This window comes from Thermocatellispora tengchongensis (assembly GCF_014202315.1).
GTDB classification, from domain to species: domain Bacteria; phylum Actinomycetota; class Actinomycetes; order Streptosporangiales; family Streptosporangiaceae; genus Thermocatellispora; species Thermocatellispora tengchongensis.
On the sequence record NZ_JACHGN010000011.1, the window covers coordinates 190107 to 208462 of the forward strand.

The 18356-nt window shown below is 71.1% G+C and carries 13 protein-coding genes; 9 read left to right on the forward strand and 4 right to left on the reverse strand.

Features of this window, described 5'->3' with window-relative positions; all coding sequences use genetic code 11:
* Positions 1-152 precede the first annotated feature (152 nt).
* The gene (locus tag HNP84_RS25745; RefSeq protein WP_185052473.1) at positions 153-1514 is read left to right on the forward strand and encodes an ROK family protein; all 1362 of its coding nucleotides are present in this window, start codon (positions 153-155) and stop codon (positions 1512-1514) included.
* A 77-nt stretch (positions 1515-1591) separates the two neighbouring features.
* Here HNP84_RS25745 and HNP84_RS25750 read toward each other — a convergent pair whose 3' ends face one another.
* Together HNP84_RS25750 and HNP84_RS25755 are read right to left on the reverse strand one after the other, a co-directional pair.
* On the reverse strand, positions 1592-6037 hold the full coding sequence (locus tag HNP84_RS25750) for a cation-translocating P-type ATPase (protein WP_221336739.1): 4446 nt from the start codon (positions 6035-6037) through the stop codon (positions 1592-1594).
* Positions 6034-6441: a hypothetical protein gene (locus HNP84_RS25755; protein ID WP_221336740.1), complete on the reverse strand. Its 408-nt coding sequence runs from the start codon at positions 6439-6441 to the stop codon at positions 6034-6036. Before HNP84_RS25755 ends, HNP84_RS25750 begins: the two co-directional genes overlap by 4 nt.
* Before the next feature lie 275 nt (positions 6442-6716).
* Here HNP84_RS25755 and HNP84_RS51270 point away from each other — a divergent pair, with 275 nt between their 5' ends.
* Together HNP84_RS51270 and HNP84_RS25760 are read left to right on the forward strand one after the other, a co-directional pair.
* Entirely contained in the window at positions 6717-6872 is a 156-nt protein-coding gene (locus HNP84_RS51270) for a hypothetical protein (protein WP_221336741.1), read from the forward strand.
* Positions 6866-7453 (forward strand): transglutaminase-like domain-containing protein, encoded by a 588-nt coding sequence (locus tag HNP84_RS25760; protein ID WP_185052474.1) that lies wholly within the window; start codon positions 6866-6868, stop codon positions 7451-7453. Before HNP84_RS51270 ends, HNP84_RS25760 begins: the two co-directional genes overlap by 7 nt.
* A 57-nt stretch (positions 7454-7510) precedes the next feature.
* On the opposite strand, the gene HNP84_RS25765 is transcribed toward HNP84_RS25760, so the two are convergent.
* Entirely contained in the window at positions 7511-8458 is a 948-nt protein-coding gene (locus tag HNP84_RS25765; RefSeq protein ID WP_185052475.1) for a LysR family transcriptional regulator, read from the reverse strand.
* Positions 8459-8613: 155 nt separating this feature from the next.
* Between HNP84_RS25765 and HNP84_RS25770 the strand changes: the two genes are divergently transcribed.
* The 4 genes from HNP84_RS25770 to HNP84_RS25785 all read left to right on the forward strand — a co-directional run bounded on the left by HNP84_RS25770 (position 8614) and on the right by HNP84_RS25785 (position 13182).
* Positions 8614-9423, forward strand: coding sequence for an enoyl-CoA hydratase/isomerase family protein (locus HNP84_RS25770; protein WP_185052476.1), 810 nt, complete (start codon positions 8614-8616; stop codon positions 9421-9423).
* Between the two features lie 54 nt (positions 9424-9477).
* Positions 9478-11028: an acetate--CoA ligase gene (locus HNP84_RS25775; RefSeq protein ID WP_185052477.1), complete on the forward strand. Its 1551-nt coding sequence runs from the start codon at positions 9478-9480 to the stop codon at positions 11026-11028.
* Between the two features lie 14 nt (positions 11029-11042).
* Positions 11043-12347, forward strand: a complete 1305-nt coding sequence (locus tag HNP84_RS25780; protein WP_185052478.1) for an MFS transporter — start codon at positions 11043-11045, stop codon at positions 12345-12347.
* Between the two features lie 94 nt (positions 12348-12441).
* On the forward strand, positions 12442-13182 hold the full coding sequence (locus tag HNP84_RS25785; RefSeq protein ID WP_185052479.1) for an aspartate/glutamate racemase family protein: 741 nt from the start codon (positions 12442-12444) through the stop codon (positions 13180-13182).
* Positions 13183-13216: 34 nt separating this feature from the next.
* Here the strand turns inward: HNP84_RS25785 and HNP84_RS25790 are convergent, their stop codons facing one another.
* Positions 13217-14194, reverse strand: coding sequence for a LacI family DNA-binding transcriptional regulator (locus HNP84_RS25790; protein WP_185052480.1), 978 nt, complete (start codon positions 14192-14194; stop codon positions 13217-13219).
* Between the two features lie 255 nt (positions 14195-14449).
* Here HNP84_RS25790 and HNP84_RS25795 point away from each other — a divergent pair, with 255 nt between their 5' ends.
* Positions 14450-15649, forward strand: coding sequence for an MFS transporter (locus HNP84_RS25795; RefSeq protein WP_221336742.1), 1200 nt, complete (start codon positions 14450-14452; stop codon positions 15647-15649).
* Positions 15650-15651: 2 nt separating this feature from the next.
* Positions 15652-18339: an alpha-L-rhamnosidase gene (locus HNP84_RS25800; RefSeq protein WP_185052482.1), complete on the forward strand. Its 2688-nt coding sequence runs from the start codon at positions 15652-15654 to the stop codon at positions 18337-18339.
* Positions 18340-18356 lie beyond the last annotated feature (17 nt).

The following is an 18356-nucleotide window of genomic DNA, read 5'->3' on the forward strand; positions in this document are numbered from 1 at the left end:
GGCGCGCGGGTGCTGTGGCGGCTCCTCCCATCCACCCCGGCGTCTGGCTCGGCAGCCGGTCCCGTGAATGGGCTCGCCGGCCCGGGGCCGCGCCGTGCCCGGCCGTGAGAGTATGGGCTTCCACCGGCCCCGCACCGCGAGAAGGACCCACGATGCCGTCAGCCGCCGCGCCGAAGAGGCCCGTCGGACCACAGGCTGAGCCGACTCCGGCAGGCGGCGTCCACCTCAAGCCGCACCTGACCGCGTTCGAGGGTTCGCTCGCCTCTCTCGAAACCGCGCCCCTCGCCGTGGTCGTCGACCTCGTCCGCTCGGGGCGGGCCAGGACCCGCCCCGAGCTGGTCACCGCGAGCGGTCTCAGCCGGAAGATCGTCACTCAGCGCGTGGAGCAGGCCCTCGACGCCGGTCTCCTCGCCGAGGACGGGCTGGCGCCCTCCTCTGGAGGCCGCCAGCCGCGCCTGCTGCGGTTCAGGGCGGACGCCGGATACGTGTACGCCGCCCTCCTCGGCGCGTCCGAGATGAGAGTGGCCGTCGCCGATCTCGACGGACGGCTGATCGAGGACGTCCACGAGGACTGGAGTGTCGAGAACGGCCCGGACGAGACGATGGCACGCGTCCGGCGGCATTTCGAGCATCTGGCCCGGAAGACGCGGCTGGGACGGCCCTGGGCCATCGGCGTCGGTGTCCCGGGGCCGGTCGACTTCTCCACCGGACGGCTCGTCGCACCGCCGATCATGCCCGGGTGGGACGGCTTCAGCGTCCGATCCTGGTTGCGCGACCACTACGACGCCCCCGTCTGGGTGGACAACGACGTCAACCTCATGGCGCTCGGCGAGTGGACCCGGGGCGCCGAGCCCGACGGACGCGACATGCTGTTCATGAAGGTCGGCACCGGGGTGGGCGCCGGCCTGGTGGTGCGGGGGCGGCTCCTTCGCGGGCAGCGCGGCGCGGCCGGAGACATCGGGCACACGCACATCACCGACGACCCGGCGAAGATCTGCCGATGCGGCAGGCCTGGATGTCTCGAAGCGGTCGCCAGCGGCTGGGCACTGCTGATCGAGCTGACGGAGCGGGCCGCCGAGAGTCCCGCGTTCAGCTCGGCGATCCGGCGGCGAGGCCACCTGGTCCTCGCGGACGTGGGCGCCGCCGTCGTCGCCGGTGACGATCTCGCGCGAGAGGTCGCCGGCCGCACGGCGCGGACCATCGCCACGGTGGCCGCCAACCTGGTGAACTTCTGCAACCCCGGCACGCTCGTGCTCGGCGGAGGCGTCCTGCGGACCGGCCGCTACTTTCTCGACGTGTTCCGCGAGGTCGTCCTGCAGCGCGTCACCGACCTCGCGGGGCAGGACCTGGAGATCCGGGCCGCGTCGATGAACCACATGGAGGGTGTCACAGGCGCGGCGCTGCTCGCCATCGAGCACCTGTTCAGCCCCACGACGCTCCCCCGCTGGGTCGAGGACGCCTCGCCGCTCGGCCACGCCGCCGACCTGCAACGTCTGTCGAACGCCTTCGCCTGATCGACGCGCCGGGCGCCCGAGACGAGGGCGGCCACCGCCTGATCGCACGGCGTCGCCACCTGGAGACACCTGACAGGTCACCTCGCTGCAGGGGTGAGGACCTTCTGCCGTGTCAGCGGCTCCAGCCAGGCCGCCGCAAGCGCCGAGGCGGCGGCGCCGGCGAAGCCGATCGCCCAGCCGACGGGTCCTATGGGACGGCAGCCGAAGAACTGGCTGAGGCCGGGCGTCATGATGACCAGGGCCAGCGCGGCCAGGGACGCCAGGCCGGCGAGTACGACCACGCGGTCACGGCCGCCCGCGGTCAGGGTCTGGACGAGCTGTGCCGACACCAGGGCGACCAGCCCCACCGTGTCGGCCCGTCTCCGTGTGCCGGTCATCCGCGCCAGCGCCCAGGCCAGCGTGGCCGCTCCTGCCGTCGTGGCCGCGCGCAGGCAGATGTCCCTGGTCAGGGAGGCTCCGAGGGAGACCTCGGGGCCCTCGGCGAGCAGGCGTTCGGGACTGGTCGCCGCGGGCGGGCGCATCGCCACCGCCATCGCGGGCGCCATGTCGGTGAGCAGGTTGACCAGCAGCAGTTGACGGGCGTTGAGCGCGCTGCGGCCCCCGAACAGGCTGGTGCCGATCGTGAAGGCGATCTCGCCGAGGTTGCCGCCGAGCAGGATGCTCAGGGCGTCGCGGACCGAGCCCCACATCGCCCTGCCCTCGACGATCGCGTCCACGATGGTCTCGATGCGGTCGTCGGTCACGACGACGTCGGCGGCCGCGCGGGCGGCGGCGGTGGCGCGGGAGCCGAGGGCGATGCCCACCTCCGCCATGCGGATCGCCGGGGCGTCGTTGGCGCCGTCGCCCGTGACGGCCACCACGCTCCCGGCGCGGCGCAGGTTGTCCACGATGCGTACCTTGTGGGCCGGGGTGGCCCGGGCGAACACCGCCACCTCGGGCAGCACCTTGGCCAGCACGTCGTCGTCGAGGCCGTCCAGTTCCGGGCCCGTCATCACGCGCATCCCGTTCAGCACGCCGAGCTTGACCGCGATCGCCTCCGCGGTGCTCGGGTGATCCCCGGTGATCATCACGACCCTGACGCCGGCCCGCGTCAGCTTGCGGACGCTCTCGGCCGCCGTCGGCCGGACCGAGTCGGCCAGGCACAGGAAGCCGAGGAAGCACAGTCCCTCGATGCGCGACTCGTCGAGGTCACGGCGTCCGGACGCGGGCCGTTCCGCCACCGCGAGCACGCGGGAGCCCTGGTAGGCGAGCCGGTCCACCTCCTTCTCCAGCTCGCGCAGCGTGGCCTCGTCCAGCGGCAGCGTCCGCCCGTCACGGCGCATGGTCGTACAGCGCAGCAGGACCACTTCGGGGGCGCCCTTGACGCTGAGCAGGTGACCCGACTCGTCGCGGCCCAGTACGGCGTGGTAGCCCCGGCCCGGTTCGAAGGGCAGCTCGTCGATGCGCTCCCACGAGCCGGTCCCCTCCTCCGGGGCGAGGCCGAGCCGCTGGGCTCCCTCGATCACGGCGCGGTCCGTCGGGTGCGCGATGACCCGCCCGTCGCCGTACCGCGGACCGGCGCGGAGCCCGGCGCACACGATCCGCCGCAACCGCGGGGTCAGTTCCTCCACCGGGCGCTCGATCCGGCCGTCGGAGACCTTGCCCAGGGTGATGCGGCCTTCGGTGAGCGTGCCGGTCTTGTCGAAGCACAGGACGTCCACCCGGCCGAGCGCCTCGATCGTGGAGGGGGTGCGCACCAGCGTGTCGCGGGTGGACAGGCGCCGGGCGGCGGCCAGCTCGGCGACGGTGGCGACGAACGGCAGCCCTTCGGGTACGGCGGCGAGGGCCAGGCTCACCGCCGGCGTCAGCGCCGCCGACAGCGGTCTGCCCCGAGCCAGGTTGGTGACCATCAGGACGGCGCCCGATCCGAGGGCGAGGGGCAGGATCCGCCGCCCCAGCTCCCGCAGCCGCAGTTGCACGCCCGTCGGCGGACGGGGCCCTCGGACCGCGGCGGCCCGGCCCGACTCGGTCGCCTTCCCGGTCGCGACGACGACGGCCAGGCCGTGACCGGCCGCGACCGTGGTGTTCTGGTAGACCATCGAGGTCCGGTCGGCGACGGCCGCCGCGGCCGTGGGGGCGGAGGACTTGGTGACGAGCTGCGACTCGCCGGTCAGGCCGGACTCGTCCAGCTCCAGGCCGACGGCTTTCAGCACGCGGCAGTCGGCGGGCACGGCGTCACCGGCGCGCAGTTCGACCACATCTCCCGGGACCAGGTCATCGGCATCCACGTCCTGGGTTCCGCCGGGGCGCCGTACCCGTGCCCGTACCACCGTCGCCTCGCTGAGCCGGTTGAGAGCGCGGTCGGCGTCGAACCGCTGGGCGCCGCCCACCAGCGCGTTGACGACCATCACGCCGGCGATGAGGACCCCGTCCAGGACGGAGCCGACGACCGCGGATATGCCCGCGCCGCCCGCCAGGACCGGGGTCAGCGGGTTCACCAGTTCCTCCGCGGACAGGCGGATGAGAGACGCGGGGCGCCGTGTCTCGGCCGGCCTGGCCGCGGCCCGCCGCCGTACGGCCTCTTCCTCGCTGATCCCGCGCCGTGAGGAGCCGAGCCGGGAAAGCACGTCCTTGGCCGTCATCGCGTGCCACGGCGTGACGTCCGGCCGGTCCGGGGGCGGGGTGCGCCCGGCGCGCCGCCCCGCCCACTCCCCCGCCGCCAGCGCGGCCAGCCCCGCGATGTCGCCGGCCAGCAGCGCCCGGCGTACCGACGCCGCCGGCCTTCCCGCGAACACCAGGGCGGCCCCGGCGGCCGTCCCCGCCAGGCTGAGCCGCACCATCCGCTCGCTCGCCTTCCTCGCCTCGGCCAGGCAGGCGAGCAGCAGGTGCGCCTCCTCAAGCTCGGCGACCACGTCCGCGTCCCACGGGACGCCTCCGGAGCGGGTCAGCACGCCGACACCGATGTCCGCCTGGACGAGCGCGGGGCCGGGGCGTGCCGACACCAGGGCCACGCCGTGCCCGTCCGCCTGCAGCGCGGTGACCGACTCGGCGAGCCGGTCACCGCCGGGGACGACCCGCTCGACGCCCAGCCGGCCCGCGAGTGCGGGGTCACCCCCGGCCAGGACCACGGCGCACCCCGTGGCGGTGGCCGCGGCGGCGACGGCCACCGCCACCGGATCGACCTCCCGGGCCAGCCCCACCACCGCCACCACGGCGTCGCGGCTGAGCACGCGGACGCCGCGCAGTCCCCGCTCCCGCCACTGAGCGGCCTCCGCCGGGACGACGGCGTCCAGGTCCGCGATCGGCTCGACGCGCCAGCCGTCCCGTTTCCGTGTGGACGCCGGGTCGGTCAGGTCGATGAGCGAGTACAGCCGCGCGTGCAGCTCGTCCCGGCCGGCGCCCCCGTCGAGACCCGGATCGGCGGGAAGGACGCGGTCGATCGTCCAGGACGGCAGAGTGAACGCGTCGGCGTCCAGCACGACGGTGTCGATGCGGTCCATGTCGCGCAGCGCGCCGCGGTCGAGCACGAGCGCGCCCCGCCGTGCCAGGGCGCGTCCGATCGCGCTCGCGAACGCCTCACGGCCGAGCCCGGCCGCCTTGGGCGAGGCCGAGATCAGCGCGGCCAGCGCCAGGTCGTGATCGCGGCGGACGGCGGCCGTCACACCGTAGGCGCCCAGCGCCGCGGGGCCCATGGTGTCGGCGAAGCGTTGCACCGGACCGTACGGGAGCGGCACCGGCCTGGCCGTCCTGGCCGTCCTGATGTGCCGGTAGGCGCCCTGCCTCGTGCCCAGCTCCCGTTCCCGCACGGCCAGGGCCCGCCGGCCCGCGGACGCCTCGGCGAGGCGCCCCACGGCCGACAGCGAGTCGATGAGCAGGCCGACCGACCGCAGCGCGAGCGTCTGGGCGACGAGGTTCGACATGGCGAACAGCGCGTCGGTGGCCGCGGGGCCGAGGCGGCGTTCCAGCCCCGCCCGCAACCGCGGCGTGTTGTCGACCAGATTCAGCAGCGTGGGCACGGCCTGGGGCAGCACCGGCAACAGGGCCGGCACCCGCAGCACGCGGCCGGCCAGCGCCAGGCCCGCCCCCGCGACGCCCGCGCCGAGGCGGACCAGGGCCCGGGAGTCCTGCTCCACCAGGCCGGCCGCCGAAGACACCTGAGCGTGGTCGTGCCCGGTGTCGAACTCCTCCACGATCGAGACGAGCTCGTCCACATCGACCACCCCGGCGGCCGACCCCGGCGCTGCTTCGGTGCCGGTGGTCTCGGCGTCCATGGCGTGCGTCATGTCGATTCCGACGAAGACGCCGCCGAGTGCGCCGTTGACCTCGGCCCGTTCGACGCCCTCCACCTCGCACAGGCGCGCTTCGAGAAGCCGGGCAGCTTCCTCGGTGCCCGGACTCCCGATCTCCCTCAGGTCGATGCGAAGACCGCCGGGACAGGACCGCACCCCCCGTACGCCGGGGACGGACGTGCGAAACGCCCCGGGCAGGACGCCGAGCAGGGTTTGCGTGGACCAGGTCAGGACGCGCGGAAGGGACACCCTCATCTGGACGCGGCCTCCCGGCGACCACGGGCGGCGGACTCCCCGTTCCCGCCCTGCTGACGGGCACGCTGCACGACGATCGTGCCGACGCCGATCGCGGCCGCGACCGGCCAGTCGATCACTCCCACGGCCGCGAGCGCGGCGAGCCCGCCGTAGTACACCATGCGTTCCGGCGGAGGCAGGAACGTACGGGCGATGTCCACGGCGTGGCCGAGCTCCCGGCGCACATCGGGCAGGCGCACGCTCGGCAGTTCCGGCTTGCGCGCCCGGATGGTGACCATGGGGAGATTCAACGTGAACGCGTCGCCGCCGGCCCCCTTCTCGACGGACTCCGGGGCCGCCGTACGGGACTTCGCGACCTCGTCCTCCGCGGGCGTGGCGGGCCGACGAGCCGTGGTTCGGGCCATTGTCACGGCCCTCCTTTCCAAGGAGCTGGTTCACATAGGCATCTAGGCATTCCTGGGAACGGAGCCGCCGAACCCCGTCGTCATGTGGAATCAACGCCGCGCATACGGACATCAGAGAGAGAACCCGACACCACGGCCGACGAATCGGCCGCCGTTTACGCCCTGGCGCCACTGGCAGTACCAACCGGCAAGGGGCCGGCCGCCTTCGCCGCACATCGCCCCGTTGGGCCGGGTCGTGAGATAGGCTCGCTCACTCGTCGGAGCAGGAGGAGGACATGTCTATCAAGGAGGTGCTCGGCGCACGGGTGCGCCCTGTCCCGCTCGCCGGGGCGATCGCACGCCAGGAAGTGCCGCCGGGCGTGCGCTCGGTCGCGGGCATGCCCGACCGGCCCACCATGAGTGCCGAGTCCCCGAGTGGCGTGACATGTTGAGCTTCGCCGCCGGCCCGTGGGACTACCTCGCCGAGGATGAGGCGATCGACCACAAGCACCCGATCGTCCAGCGGGTCGCCGCCGAACTGCGCACCGGTGACGACGTCGCCTATGCGCGGGCCGCGTTCGAGTACGTCCGTGACCGGGTGACCCATTCCCTGGACGTCCGCGACCACCGCGTCACCTGGCGCGCGTCCGACGTGCTGAGTGAGGGGACCGGCCTGTGCTACGCCAAGGCCCACGCGTTCGTCGCGCTGCTGCGCGCGGGCGGCATCCGGTCCGGCCTGTGCTACCAGCGTATTCGCAGTAACGACAGGTTCTTCGTACACGGGCTGGCCGCCGCGCTCGTCGATGACCGGTGGGTTCGGCTCGATCCGCGCGGCAACAGGCCCGGCATCGACGTGCGGTTCTCCGCCACCGAGGACAGCCTCGCGTACCGGCCCGACCCCAGCGTGGGCGAAGCCGACTACTTCACCGTGTACGCCACGCCGCACCCGGTCGTCCTGGAGGTGCTTACGGCTCACGACGACAGCGTGGCGATGTGCGAGAACGGGCACCTGCCTTCCGCCTTGGATGATTAGGGGCAGCGCGCAGGTTCGATCTTCCGCCGTTCGCCAGGACGCCTGCGCCGAGATCGTTCAGCGCGGCGGGCGGGATGTGGGCGCCGTGCCGGTGGAGTGATCTTTCCCGCTCTCGGGCGGCGTCCACTGGTCGTGGCGGATCAGGGCCTCCGCGAGCGCGCGGGCGAAGCGATCGACGGCGGGGATCGCGGGCGGAATCGTCCAGACCACGGAGGTGCGCCACGTCAGCGGGATGTCGGCGATGGGCCGCCACGTGAGGTCGCCGGTGAAGCTCATTCCGGGGTGTCTTATCGCGACGGCATTGTCGGTCGTCAGCAGTCCACCGAGCAGGCGCGTGATCTGCTTGACCGCGCGAACGTGCAGGCCGGCCGCCATGAGGCTGGCGAGCGTCTCGTCGTACAGGCCCGGTGCCATGGCGCGCGGGAAGAGCACCAACGGGTAGTGGGCGAGGTCGGCGGCCCGGATGGTGGACTGCCTCGCGAGCGGGTGCGTCGTGGCCATCAAGGCACCGGCGGGGGTCGAGAGAGCAGGCTCCACGTGCAACCCCACCTCGGGGAAGGGATGGCGCAGCAAGCCGAGATCAAGTTGCCCGTGCTGGAGCGCGGGCACCTGTTCCCCGGTGCTGGCCTCCGTGATCGCCACCCTGGTGTCCGGCTGGAACTCACGCACGGACTCCAGGAAGGTCTGTAGGGCGGCGGCCGACGTGTCGGGTGTGATCGCGACCCGTAGCACGTGGCGTGCTTCCGGTCGCAGGTGGTGCGCGATCCGCTGAGCGCGGTCGAAGGCTTCGACCGCCTGCCGGGCCGCCGGTAACAGCTCGATCCCCGCCGCGGTGAGCGTCACCCCCTTGGACGAGCGCTCGAACAAGGCTGTTCCGACTTCTCGTTCCAGGTCCTTGATCCTGGCGGACAGCGGGGGCTGACTCATGTGCAGGAGCCGCGCCGCCCGCCCGAAGTGCAGTTCGTCGGCTACGGCGAGGAAGTAGCGCAGGTGCCTCAACTCCATCCCCGCACGATACCAACCTGGTATCGACGCAGGTCGGAATCGGTGTTGGACCTGCGGTGCAGGCCGGGCTTTTCATATCGGGACAAGGAACTCCGAAAGAGGCTCCGTGGAGTAGCGCATGGCGGTGAGGTGAAATGTCGGGAAGTACGGCTTCAGTGGGCGCGACATCCGCTGTTGGCGGATTCGCTCACAGCTACCGCTCCGGCGAGGTCGAGGTCATTGTGATGAACCGGCCGGAGAAGCTGAACGCGTGGACCGAGGCCATGCGTTCAGAGCTGGCGGAGCTTTTCCGCCGGGCTCGCGGCGACGACGGTGTGGGCGCGGTCGTGCTGACAGGCACGGGGCGCGGGTTCTGCGCAGGTCAGGATTTCGCCGAGGCCAGCCGGTTCGACGTCGCAGATCAGGCACGCACCGAGGAGTGGCTTGATCGGATCAAGGACTTTTACGACCTGATCCGCGGCATGGACAAGCCGACGGTGGCCGCGATCAACGGCGTCGCGGCGGGATCGGGTTTCCAGGTGGCCCTTCTCATGGACGTCCGCGTCGCGCACACGACGGCCAGGCTGGGGCAGCCCGAGGTGAACTCCGGGATTCCCAGCATCACGGGCACATACCTGATCTCCACCGCGCTGGGGCCGGCGCGTACGGCTGAACTCGTGCTGTCCGGGAGGTTGATGACCGCGCACGAAGCCCGCGCGGCGGGGGCGGTTCACGAGGTCACCGACGGCGATGTCGTGAAAATGGCAGTGGAACGCGCGCGCCGGCTCGCCGCCCAGCCTCGGGACGCGATCGCACGTACGAAGTCGTGGCTCCGGGCGATGGGTGAGAGCGGCTACCAAGCCGCTTTCGCGTTCGCGCGGGCCCAGCACCGTGAGGCGTTCGGGTCGGGAGGGCCGCAGAACATGATGTCCGAATTCCTGGAGAGCCGGTCGGCTCGGCGGTCTCAGGAAACGCGCCGCCCATAGCGGGACCGTCCATGCCTTCTCTCTCGTGAGTCAGAACCAATCGAAAGTGCCGCTATGCAAGAAATCGACGCACGAATGACCTACTCCTCGGAATGGGGCCTCATCCCGCAGAAATACAACATCGCCGTTGACGTCTGCGACGGCCAAGATCCCCGTGGTCTGGCGATGGTATATCGGCCTGACGGCGACGTGGCCGAGTACGTGTCGTGGCAGTGGATGCGAGATCGCGCCGGGCGGTTCGGCACCTACCTTCGCGGTCAGGGCGTGCGCCCCGGCGACAGGGTGGCGTGCGTGCTTCCCCCCTCGCCGGACACCGCGGCCGCGATCTTGGGCGCACTCCGCATAGGCGCGGTCCTGGTGCTCGCGAGCGCGCTGTGGACCGGCGAGTCGCTGGAATACCGGCTTACCGACAGCGCGCCGGCCATCGTCCTGACCACCGGCGAACGCGTGACCGAGATCCGGGAACTGACGGAGGCGCGCGTCGTGGCCGTTGACCGCGGCCTCCTCGACGGCATCTCGCCACACTGCCCGGCGGAGGAGACTCTTGCGGACGCGCCCGCCGCGATCTATTACACCTCGGGTACGTCAGGTCCGCCGAAGGGAATCGTGCACGCTCACCGGTGGCTGCTCGGGCACAACGAGTTCGCCGTCTGTCATGGGCTACGCCCCGGCGAGCTCTTTCACGGCGCCGGCGACTGGGCCTGGTCCCTGGCGAAACTGCTGGGGCCATGGCGGCACCGTGCGGTCCCGTTCGTCTTCGGCAATGACGGCCCGTTCGATCCGGTGGCCCTGTTCGCGGCACTCGCCGAGGCCAAGGTGACCAACGTGCTGCTCAACCCCACCGTGGTGCGCCGGCTCCGATCGGTCATGCCGGACGCCGGCGTACGCCTCGGCCTGAGCCTCAGGTGCGCCTACTCTTCGTCAGAACCGTTGCCGGCGGAATTGGCCGACTGGTTCGCGCAACAGTTCGGCGTGCCCCTCCAGGACTACTACGGGTTGACCGAGTCCTACCCGATGATCGGGTCGCTCCCTGGTAGCACGCCGCCGCGTGGCTCCATGGGACGGCCGCTACCCGGCTGGCAGGTGACACTGCTCGACGGCGATGACCAGCCCGTGCCTCCCGGGACTCCGGGCGAGATCTGTCTACGCGCCCGCACGAACCCGCAGTACCCGCTCGGCTACTGGAACCGGCCAGAAGAAACCGAGGCGGTTTTCGGAGGCGAATGGTTCCGCACCGGAGATACCGCTACGCGGGACGAGCAGGGGCACTACTACTTCCTCGGCAGGAACGACGATGTGATCATTTCCTCCGGTTATCGGATCGGCCCGTACGACCTCGAGGCCGTTCTCAGCACTCATCCTGCCGTATCAGAGTCGGCGGTGGTTGGCGACGCCGACCCGGATCGGGGACAGGTCGTCCACGCCTACATCGTTCTCCGTTCCGGGTATCGCCCCACAGCGGAATTGACGCGCGACATCCAGAACCATGTGAAGACCACACACTCGCGTTTCGCCTACCCGCGGCGGGTCGACTATGTCGCCTCGCTTCCCCGTTCGACGACCAACAAGATCCAACGCGGCGTCCTGCGCGCCGGCGCATCATGACAGGGGTGGGCGCCATGACCATCGACACCGCCGCCGCAACCCGCCGCAAGGCCGTGCGAGCAGCCGGAATCGGAAACTTCGTCGAGTGGTACGACTTCGGCCTTTACGGTTACTTCGCGACCACCATCGCCACGCAGTTCTTCCCCGGCCACGACCCCACTGCCCAACTGCTGGCGACCTTCGCCGTGTTCGCCGTGGGATTCCTGATCCGGCCGGCCGGCGGCATCGTATTCGGCCGTCTCGGTGACAGGATCGGCCGTCGCGCCGCGCTGACCGCCGCCATCATCCTGATGAGCGTCGCCACCCTGGTGATCGGCCTGTTGCCCTCGTACGGGGCCGTGGGGCTGCTTGCTCCCGTACTGCTGACGCTCTGTCGCCTCGCACAGGGGTTCTCGGCCGGCGGCGAGCAGGTCGGGGCGAACACGTTCATCATCGAGTACGCGCCCCACGGACAACGCGGCCGGTACGCGTCGACCATCCCGATCTGGATCGCCGCCGGCACGGCGAGCGCCGCCTTGGTCGCATTCGGCACCGCCCAACTCCTGCCGCCGGAATGGGGCTGGAGACTGCCGTTCCTGCTTGCCGGCCCTCTGGGAGTCATCGGCCTCTATCTGCGCCTGCGGATCGAAGACAGCCCAGAGTTCCGCGCGGTGCAGCAGGCCGGGGAGATCGCCCAGGCACCGCTGAGTGAAGCGGTCCGCACCGCCAAAGCCCGGATGCTGGTGCTGTTCGGATTCGCCATGGCCAACGCCGTCGGCTTCTACCTCATGGCGAGCTACCTCACCAGCTACATCATCAAGGAACTCGGCAGGTCGCCTCAGCTCGCGCTGGGGTCATCGACGATCGCCCTCGTCGTCTTCGCCGCGTCCGCCGCGATCGGCGGCCGTCTGCTGGACCGATATGGCCGCGTACCCGTCGCTGTGGCCGCCACGATCACGCTCGCGGCCCTGGCGGTTCCGGCCTTCCTCTTGATCGGGACGGATCACCTAGTGGCGGTCCTGCTCGGCCAGGGGATCATCGGCTTCTGCCTCGGTGCGATCTCGTGCACCACCTGTCTGCTGACCGTCGAGCTCTTTCCCGCTCACATTCGCTACAGCGCGGCGGCCCTGTCCTACAACCTGTGCTACACCGCGTTCGGCGGCACGGCCGCCTACGTGGCCACCTGGCTCGTCGCGACGACGAACGCTCCCGTCGCCCCGGCCGTGTATCTCACGGGCGCGGCGATCATCGGCGCGTGCACCGCGGCGATCGGGCTGCCGCGCAGCCTGCCTCGATCGCCGGCCCCATCGCCGAATGCCGCGGCAGTGCCCAACACGTGAGATCGGGCGACCGCCTTGCCGCCTCCCCAGTGGAGGCGGCAAGGCAATGACCTTGGACAACCTCGGACAACGGACAGCATCGAAAGGACGCCGAGTGAACGTGGAAAAGCCGTCGTCACCGAACACCGTGACCCGCGGACAGTCGTTCTACGGGGTCGACATCGGAGTGATCCTGATGGACTCCGACGCGCCACGGGCCGTCGGCGACATCGGCAACGCCCGCACGTTCGATTTTCCCGTCGCCTACACCACGGCCGCCGGCGCCGACGCGATCAGCGTCGTCGAGAACGCGTCCGAAGGGCTGCTTCCCCAATTCGTCCACAGCGGCAAGACGCTTGTCTCCCAAGGCGTGCGAGCCATCTCCACGTCGTGCGGGTTCACCGCGATTCACCAGCGTGAGATGGCCGACCGGCTCAACGGCGTCGTCGCCACCTCTGCCCTTCTCCAGATACCGCTGATCCTGCGAATGCTCGCCTCGGACGCCCAGCTCGGGGTGATCACAGCGAATGCGACCACCCTTACCGATCGGCATCTCGAAGCCGTTGGGGTGAGTGCCCATGACCGCCGCCGTCTGCATCTGATCGGGCTGGAGAACACCGACCACCTGTACAACGTGCTCGTAAGAGGAACAGGCGACCTCGATCTGGATCTCGCCGCCGACGAAGTACTCGACGCCGCAACTACGGCAGTGACAGCACACCCGAATATCCGGGCTTTCGTCCTTGAGTGCACAAATCTGCCCCCCTATGCACAAGCTCTCCGTGACCGCACCGGCCTGCCGGTGTGGGACATCACGTCCATGATCAAGTGGATCCAGCACGGAATCCGGCCCTGACCGTACCCGCGATGGACCTGTGCCGGCCCTTCGCTCAGGTCGACGCGCGGTGGATGACGTGCGGCGACAACGAGGCGGGCGACACACGGGGCTTGCCGCCTGACAGGGTGGCCACCACCGCCTCGGCCAAGGAGCGGCCCACCTTCTCCAGGTCGAAGGCGACCGTGCTCAGCGGTGGATCCGTCAGCCGTGCGAGGGGGATGTCGTCGGCGCCCATGACCGCCAGATCGCCGGGGGCGGTCATCCTGGCGTGGCGCATGCCCGCCAGGAGAGCGATCGCGACTTCGTCGTTGTAGGCGCACACGGCCGTCACCGACTCCCGTCGCCACCGCCGGGCGGCACGTGCCATCGCGGTGAGGTCGAGCTTGGTGTCGAGCGCCAGCGGAGGGTCGATGCCGGCCTGCGCGCAGGCGTCGGCGACCCCGAGCAGCCGCTCATCGGCGATCTTACGGAGCAGCGGGTGTTCGGGCATGGCGTAGCCGAGGCGCCGGTGGCCCAGGGCGATGAGGTGCTCGGCCTGGAGGCGCCCCATGCCTCGCAGGGTGGGACGAGCCTCCACGTCGGTGGTGAAGACGACATCCGCCCCCGCCCGGCGCAGACCTCGCGCGGTGTCCTCGTCGAACGGGTCGAGGCCGGCGACCACCGAGGCGTCCACGGCGGCGCAGACATCGGGCAGCGGACGTCCGGGCGCGCCGGCCAGGTGGGTGACCAGGGTCAGGCCGGCGTCGGCCAGCGAGGCGGCGAACTGCTCGACGAAGCGGGTGATCCCGGGGCCGATCGACAGGTGCGGGATCGACAGCAGAACGACGTCACTTCGCCCCGCGGCCAGGGAGCGGGCCGAGCCGCGCGGGCGATAGTCGAGCCGCCTGACCGCCTCCAGGACGCGGCTCCTGGTCTCTTCGGGGATCGACTGCCCTGGCGTGTCGTTGAGCACGAAGCTCACGGTCGCGGGCGAAACGCCGGCCGCTCGGGCGACATCGGCGATGGTGGTCCGCTTCGCTGGGCGCGTCATGTCGGCCCATCGTAGGAGATGGCCGGGCACGTCGGCGACCGGCGTCTCCGTTGCCCAGTTGTTACCGGGAGATGTCTTGCGATCCCGGCGACGGTCAACGGTAGGTTACTAATGCGCTTAAGTAGTGAGCTGCAGTTTCCTCCGACCCTGACTTCTTAGGGAAGGGTTCCCATGGCCACTCCCCCCTCACTCGGACCCCTTGACACCCAAGCGTCCGACGCTCTGCCGAGAGCACGCGCGAGCTACATCTTCTGGATGATGGCCGCCAACTTCGGCATCTCCATGGCCTTCGTCGTCCCGCTGTCCTACTCGCTGGCGGTGCGGATCGAGGAACTGGCCCCCGGGCACGAGGAAGTGCTCGGATACGTCACCGGCACCGCGCAGGCGGTCTACCTCGTGCTCAGTCCCCTGCTCGGGCTGTGGAGCGACCGCACTCGCAGCCGCCTCGGCCGCCGCCGCCCCTTCATGATCGCCGGCCTGCTGCTGGGCCTCACCGCCCTGGTCGGTATCGCGTTCGCGCCGAACCTGCTGCTCGTGGGAGCCGGCTGGATGCTCGCGATGCTGGGCTGGGCGACCGCCGCGCAGGCGATACTCAACGTGCAGGCCGATCGCATCCCGGAGGAGCAGCGCGGCAGGATCTCCGGCTTCACCGGCCTGACCGGCCAGATCGCCCCCATCGCCGGCATCGGCATCGCGTCCGCCGTGACGGGCAACACCTTCCTCGTCTTCGTCCTGCCCGGTCTCATCGGCGCGGTGCTGCTGGCGGTCTTCCTCGTCGTCGGCAAGGAGGACGACACGCGCGGCGCCGTCCACCCGGCGGCCGTGTCGCCGCGGACGCTGGCGTCCAGCTACGTGTTCAACCCCCGCAAGCACCCGGACTTCGGCTGGAACTGGCTGGGACGTCTGGTCTTCTTCATGGGGCTGTACTTCAACACGACGTTCGCCACCTTCTTCTACGCCCAGCGGTTGGACCTGCCGGTGCGCGAGGTGGCGGGCGCCGTGGCCGTCATCGGAGTCGTCGGCGTCGCCGCGGCGGCCCTCGGCGCGATCGGGGGCGGCTTCCTGTCGGACAAGCTGCGCCGGCGGAGACTGTTCGCCCTCATCGGGTCCCTCTTCTTCGTCGCGGGCGGAATCGTCGAGGCTTTCGCGCAGTCGTTCCCGACCCTTCTGATCGGGTCCGTCCTGATGCAGCTCGCGATCGCGTTCTTCAGCGCCGTAGACCAGGCGATCGTCCTGGCCGTGCTGCCCAGCCGGGAGGAGGCCGGGCGGTACATGGCCGTGGTGGCGTTCGCGCACAAGCTCCCGAGCGCGATCGCGCCGCTCATCGCCCCGTTCATCATCACCATCGGCGCGAGCGGCGGCGAGAAGAACTACACACTGCTCTATCTCAGCGGCGCGGCGCTGGCGCTCATCGGCGGGCTGCTGGTGTTCACCCGCGTGAAGTCGGTGCGATGAGGATGAGCGAGCACAGCCCGTACGATCTTCGTGTCGATGGCGGTGACGACCGGTTCCCGGTCACCGGAGAGCGGCCGCTGCTGTCCTGGAAGCTGCCGCGTACGTGGAGCGGGCAGGACGGCTACGACCTTCAGGTCCGTGTCGAGGGCACCGAGCAGACGCTGCACAACGTCACCACCGCCCGGCACCTGTTCGTCGAGTGGCCGCTGCCGCCGCTGCGGAGCCGGCAGCGCGTCGCCTGGCGGGTCCGTACCCACCTTGGCGGGCGATCCTCGGCGTGGTCGCCGTGGCACGCGTTCGAGGCCGGCCTGCTGGACGGGGACTGGCGGGCCCGATGGATCTCCCCCCGGGAGGACGGCACGGAGTTCCGCCCCGCGTACGTTCTCGCCGGCGGCGTGGATCTGCGTGATGACATCGTCCAGGCCCGGCTCTACTCCACCGCCCTCGGCGTCTACGAGGCGTTCGTCAACGGCGTACGGGTGGGGACGGCGGAGCTGACGCCCGGCTGCACCTCCTACGCCGACACGCTCTACGCCCAGGCCGCGGACGTGACGGCGCTGCTGCACGGCGGCCGAAACGACCTGGAGATCGTGCTCTCCGACGGCTGGTACCGGGGCAGCGTGGGCACCTGGCGCAAGCGCGACTGCTGGGGCACGACGACCGCCGCACGGCTCCAGCTCCACGTACGTTACGCCGACGGCGCCGAGGCGGTCGCGGGCACGGACGCGGACTGGACCTCGCGCCGTGGCCACATCGTGGCGGCCGACCTCATGAACGGTCAGACGACCGACTTCACCGCCCAGCCCGGCCGCGTCCGGCCCGTCCTCGTGGACGCGGTCGCCGCGCCGCCGATCGACTGGTCGCCGGCCCCGCCGGTGCGCCGGGTCGAGCGGCTCGCCCCGCGCTCGGTGACCCGGCACGGCGACGGGGTGTGGATCGTGGACTTCGGCCAGAACGCCTCCGGGTGGGTCGCCCTGACCGACCTGGGCCCGGCCGGCACCCGCACCGTGATCGACCACGGCGAGCACCTGGACCCGGCCGGCGACCTGACCACCGCCCACCTGGACAGCCAGAGGCCGGGCGAGCCCCCGATCCCGTTCGTGCAGCGCGACGAGGTCGTCTCCTCGGGTAGACCCGGCGAGGTGTTCGAGCCCCGGCACACCGTGCACGGCTTCCGCTACGCGCGAGTGCGCCGCACCGGCGCCGGCCTGGACCCGGCGGGCATCGTCATGCGGGTCGTGCACACCGACCTGCGGCCGACGGCGACGTTCGCCTGCAGCGACGACGACCTCAACCGCCTGCACGAGGCGGCCCGCTGGAGCTTCCGCGGCAACGCCGTGGACATCCCGACCGACTGCCCCACGCGCGAGCGCCTCGGCTGGACGGGCGACTACCAGGTCTTCGCCCCGACGGCGGCGCGGCTGTACGACATCGACGGCTTCAGCCGCAAGTGGCTGCGCTCGGTCCGCGACGACCAGCTCGACGACGGCCGCGTGGTGAACTCCTCACCGGACGCCAACCGCCTCAAGGTCCGCGACGACCCGATGGCGGACGCGATCACCGGCTCCGCCGGATGGGGCGATGCCATCGTCCTGGTCCCGTGGGTGCTGTACGAGACCTACGGCGACACGGCCGCCCTCGCCGAGAACTGGCCGGCGATGCGGCGGTGGGTCGAATGGGCGCTCGCGACCGCGCGCACCGCCCGGCATCCCTCCCGCGCCGAGCGTTCGCCCGAGCCGCTCACACACGAGGAGTTCGTCTGGGACGGCTCCTTCCACTGGGGGGAATGGCTGGAGCCGAAGCAGCGCGCGGCGGACGGGTCCCTGGTCGATCCCGTGATGAGCGACCCGATGGCGTGGTACGCGGCGGACAAGGGCGAGGTGGGCACGGCGTACCTGTTCCGCTCCGTCCGCACGCTCGCCGCCGTCGCGCAGGTGCTCGGCCACGACGACGACGCGGCCTGCTACCGCGAGACGGCCGAGAAGGTGCGGCACGCCTGGCAGACGGAGTTCCTGGACGCCGAGGGCCGGACGAAGTCCGGCACCCAGGCCGGCTACGTGCGCGCCCTGGCCTTCGACCTCGTGCCGGAGGAACTGCGTGAGAAGGCGGCCCGGCATCTCGTGGACCTGATCGACGCGGCCGGCGGGCACCTCGGCACGGGCTTCCTCTCCACGGCGGACCTGCTGCCCGTCCTCGCCGACACCGGCCACCCCGACGTCGCCTACTCGGTGCTGTACCAGCGGACCTCCCCGTCCTGGCTGGGCATGCTCGACCGGGGCGCGACCACCATCTGGGAGGACTGGGACGGAGTGTCCGAGGACGGCACCGCCACGGCGTCCCTCAACCACTACAGCAAGGGCGCGGTCATCCGCTTCCTGCACACCCACACCCTCGGCCTGCGGCAGGCGTCCGGCTCCGTCGGCTGGGAGTCCTTCCTCGTGGCGCCCGTGCTCAACGACGCGATCACCTGGGCCACGGGCACCTTCGACGGCCCGCAGGGGCGGATCGCCGTCGAATGGCGCGTCCAGGACGACCACCTGACCATCTCGGTCGACGTGCCCGGAGGCTCCGAGGCGCGTATCCGCTTCCCCGACGGCAGCACCTTCCGTACCGGGCCGGGCCGCTTCTCCGCACGACGCCCGGTTCCCGGCCGCACCACCATCCCCGGCGGCGCTTCCGCCCGGGTCTGACACAGCAGAAGGAGACC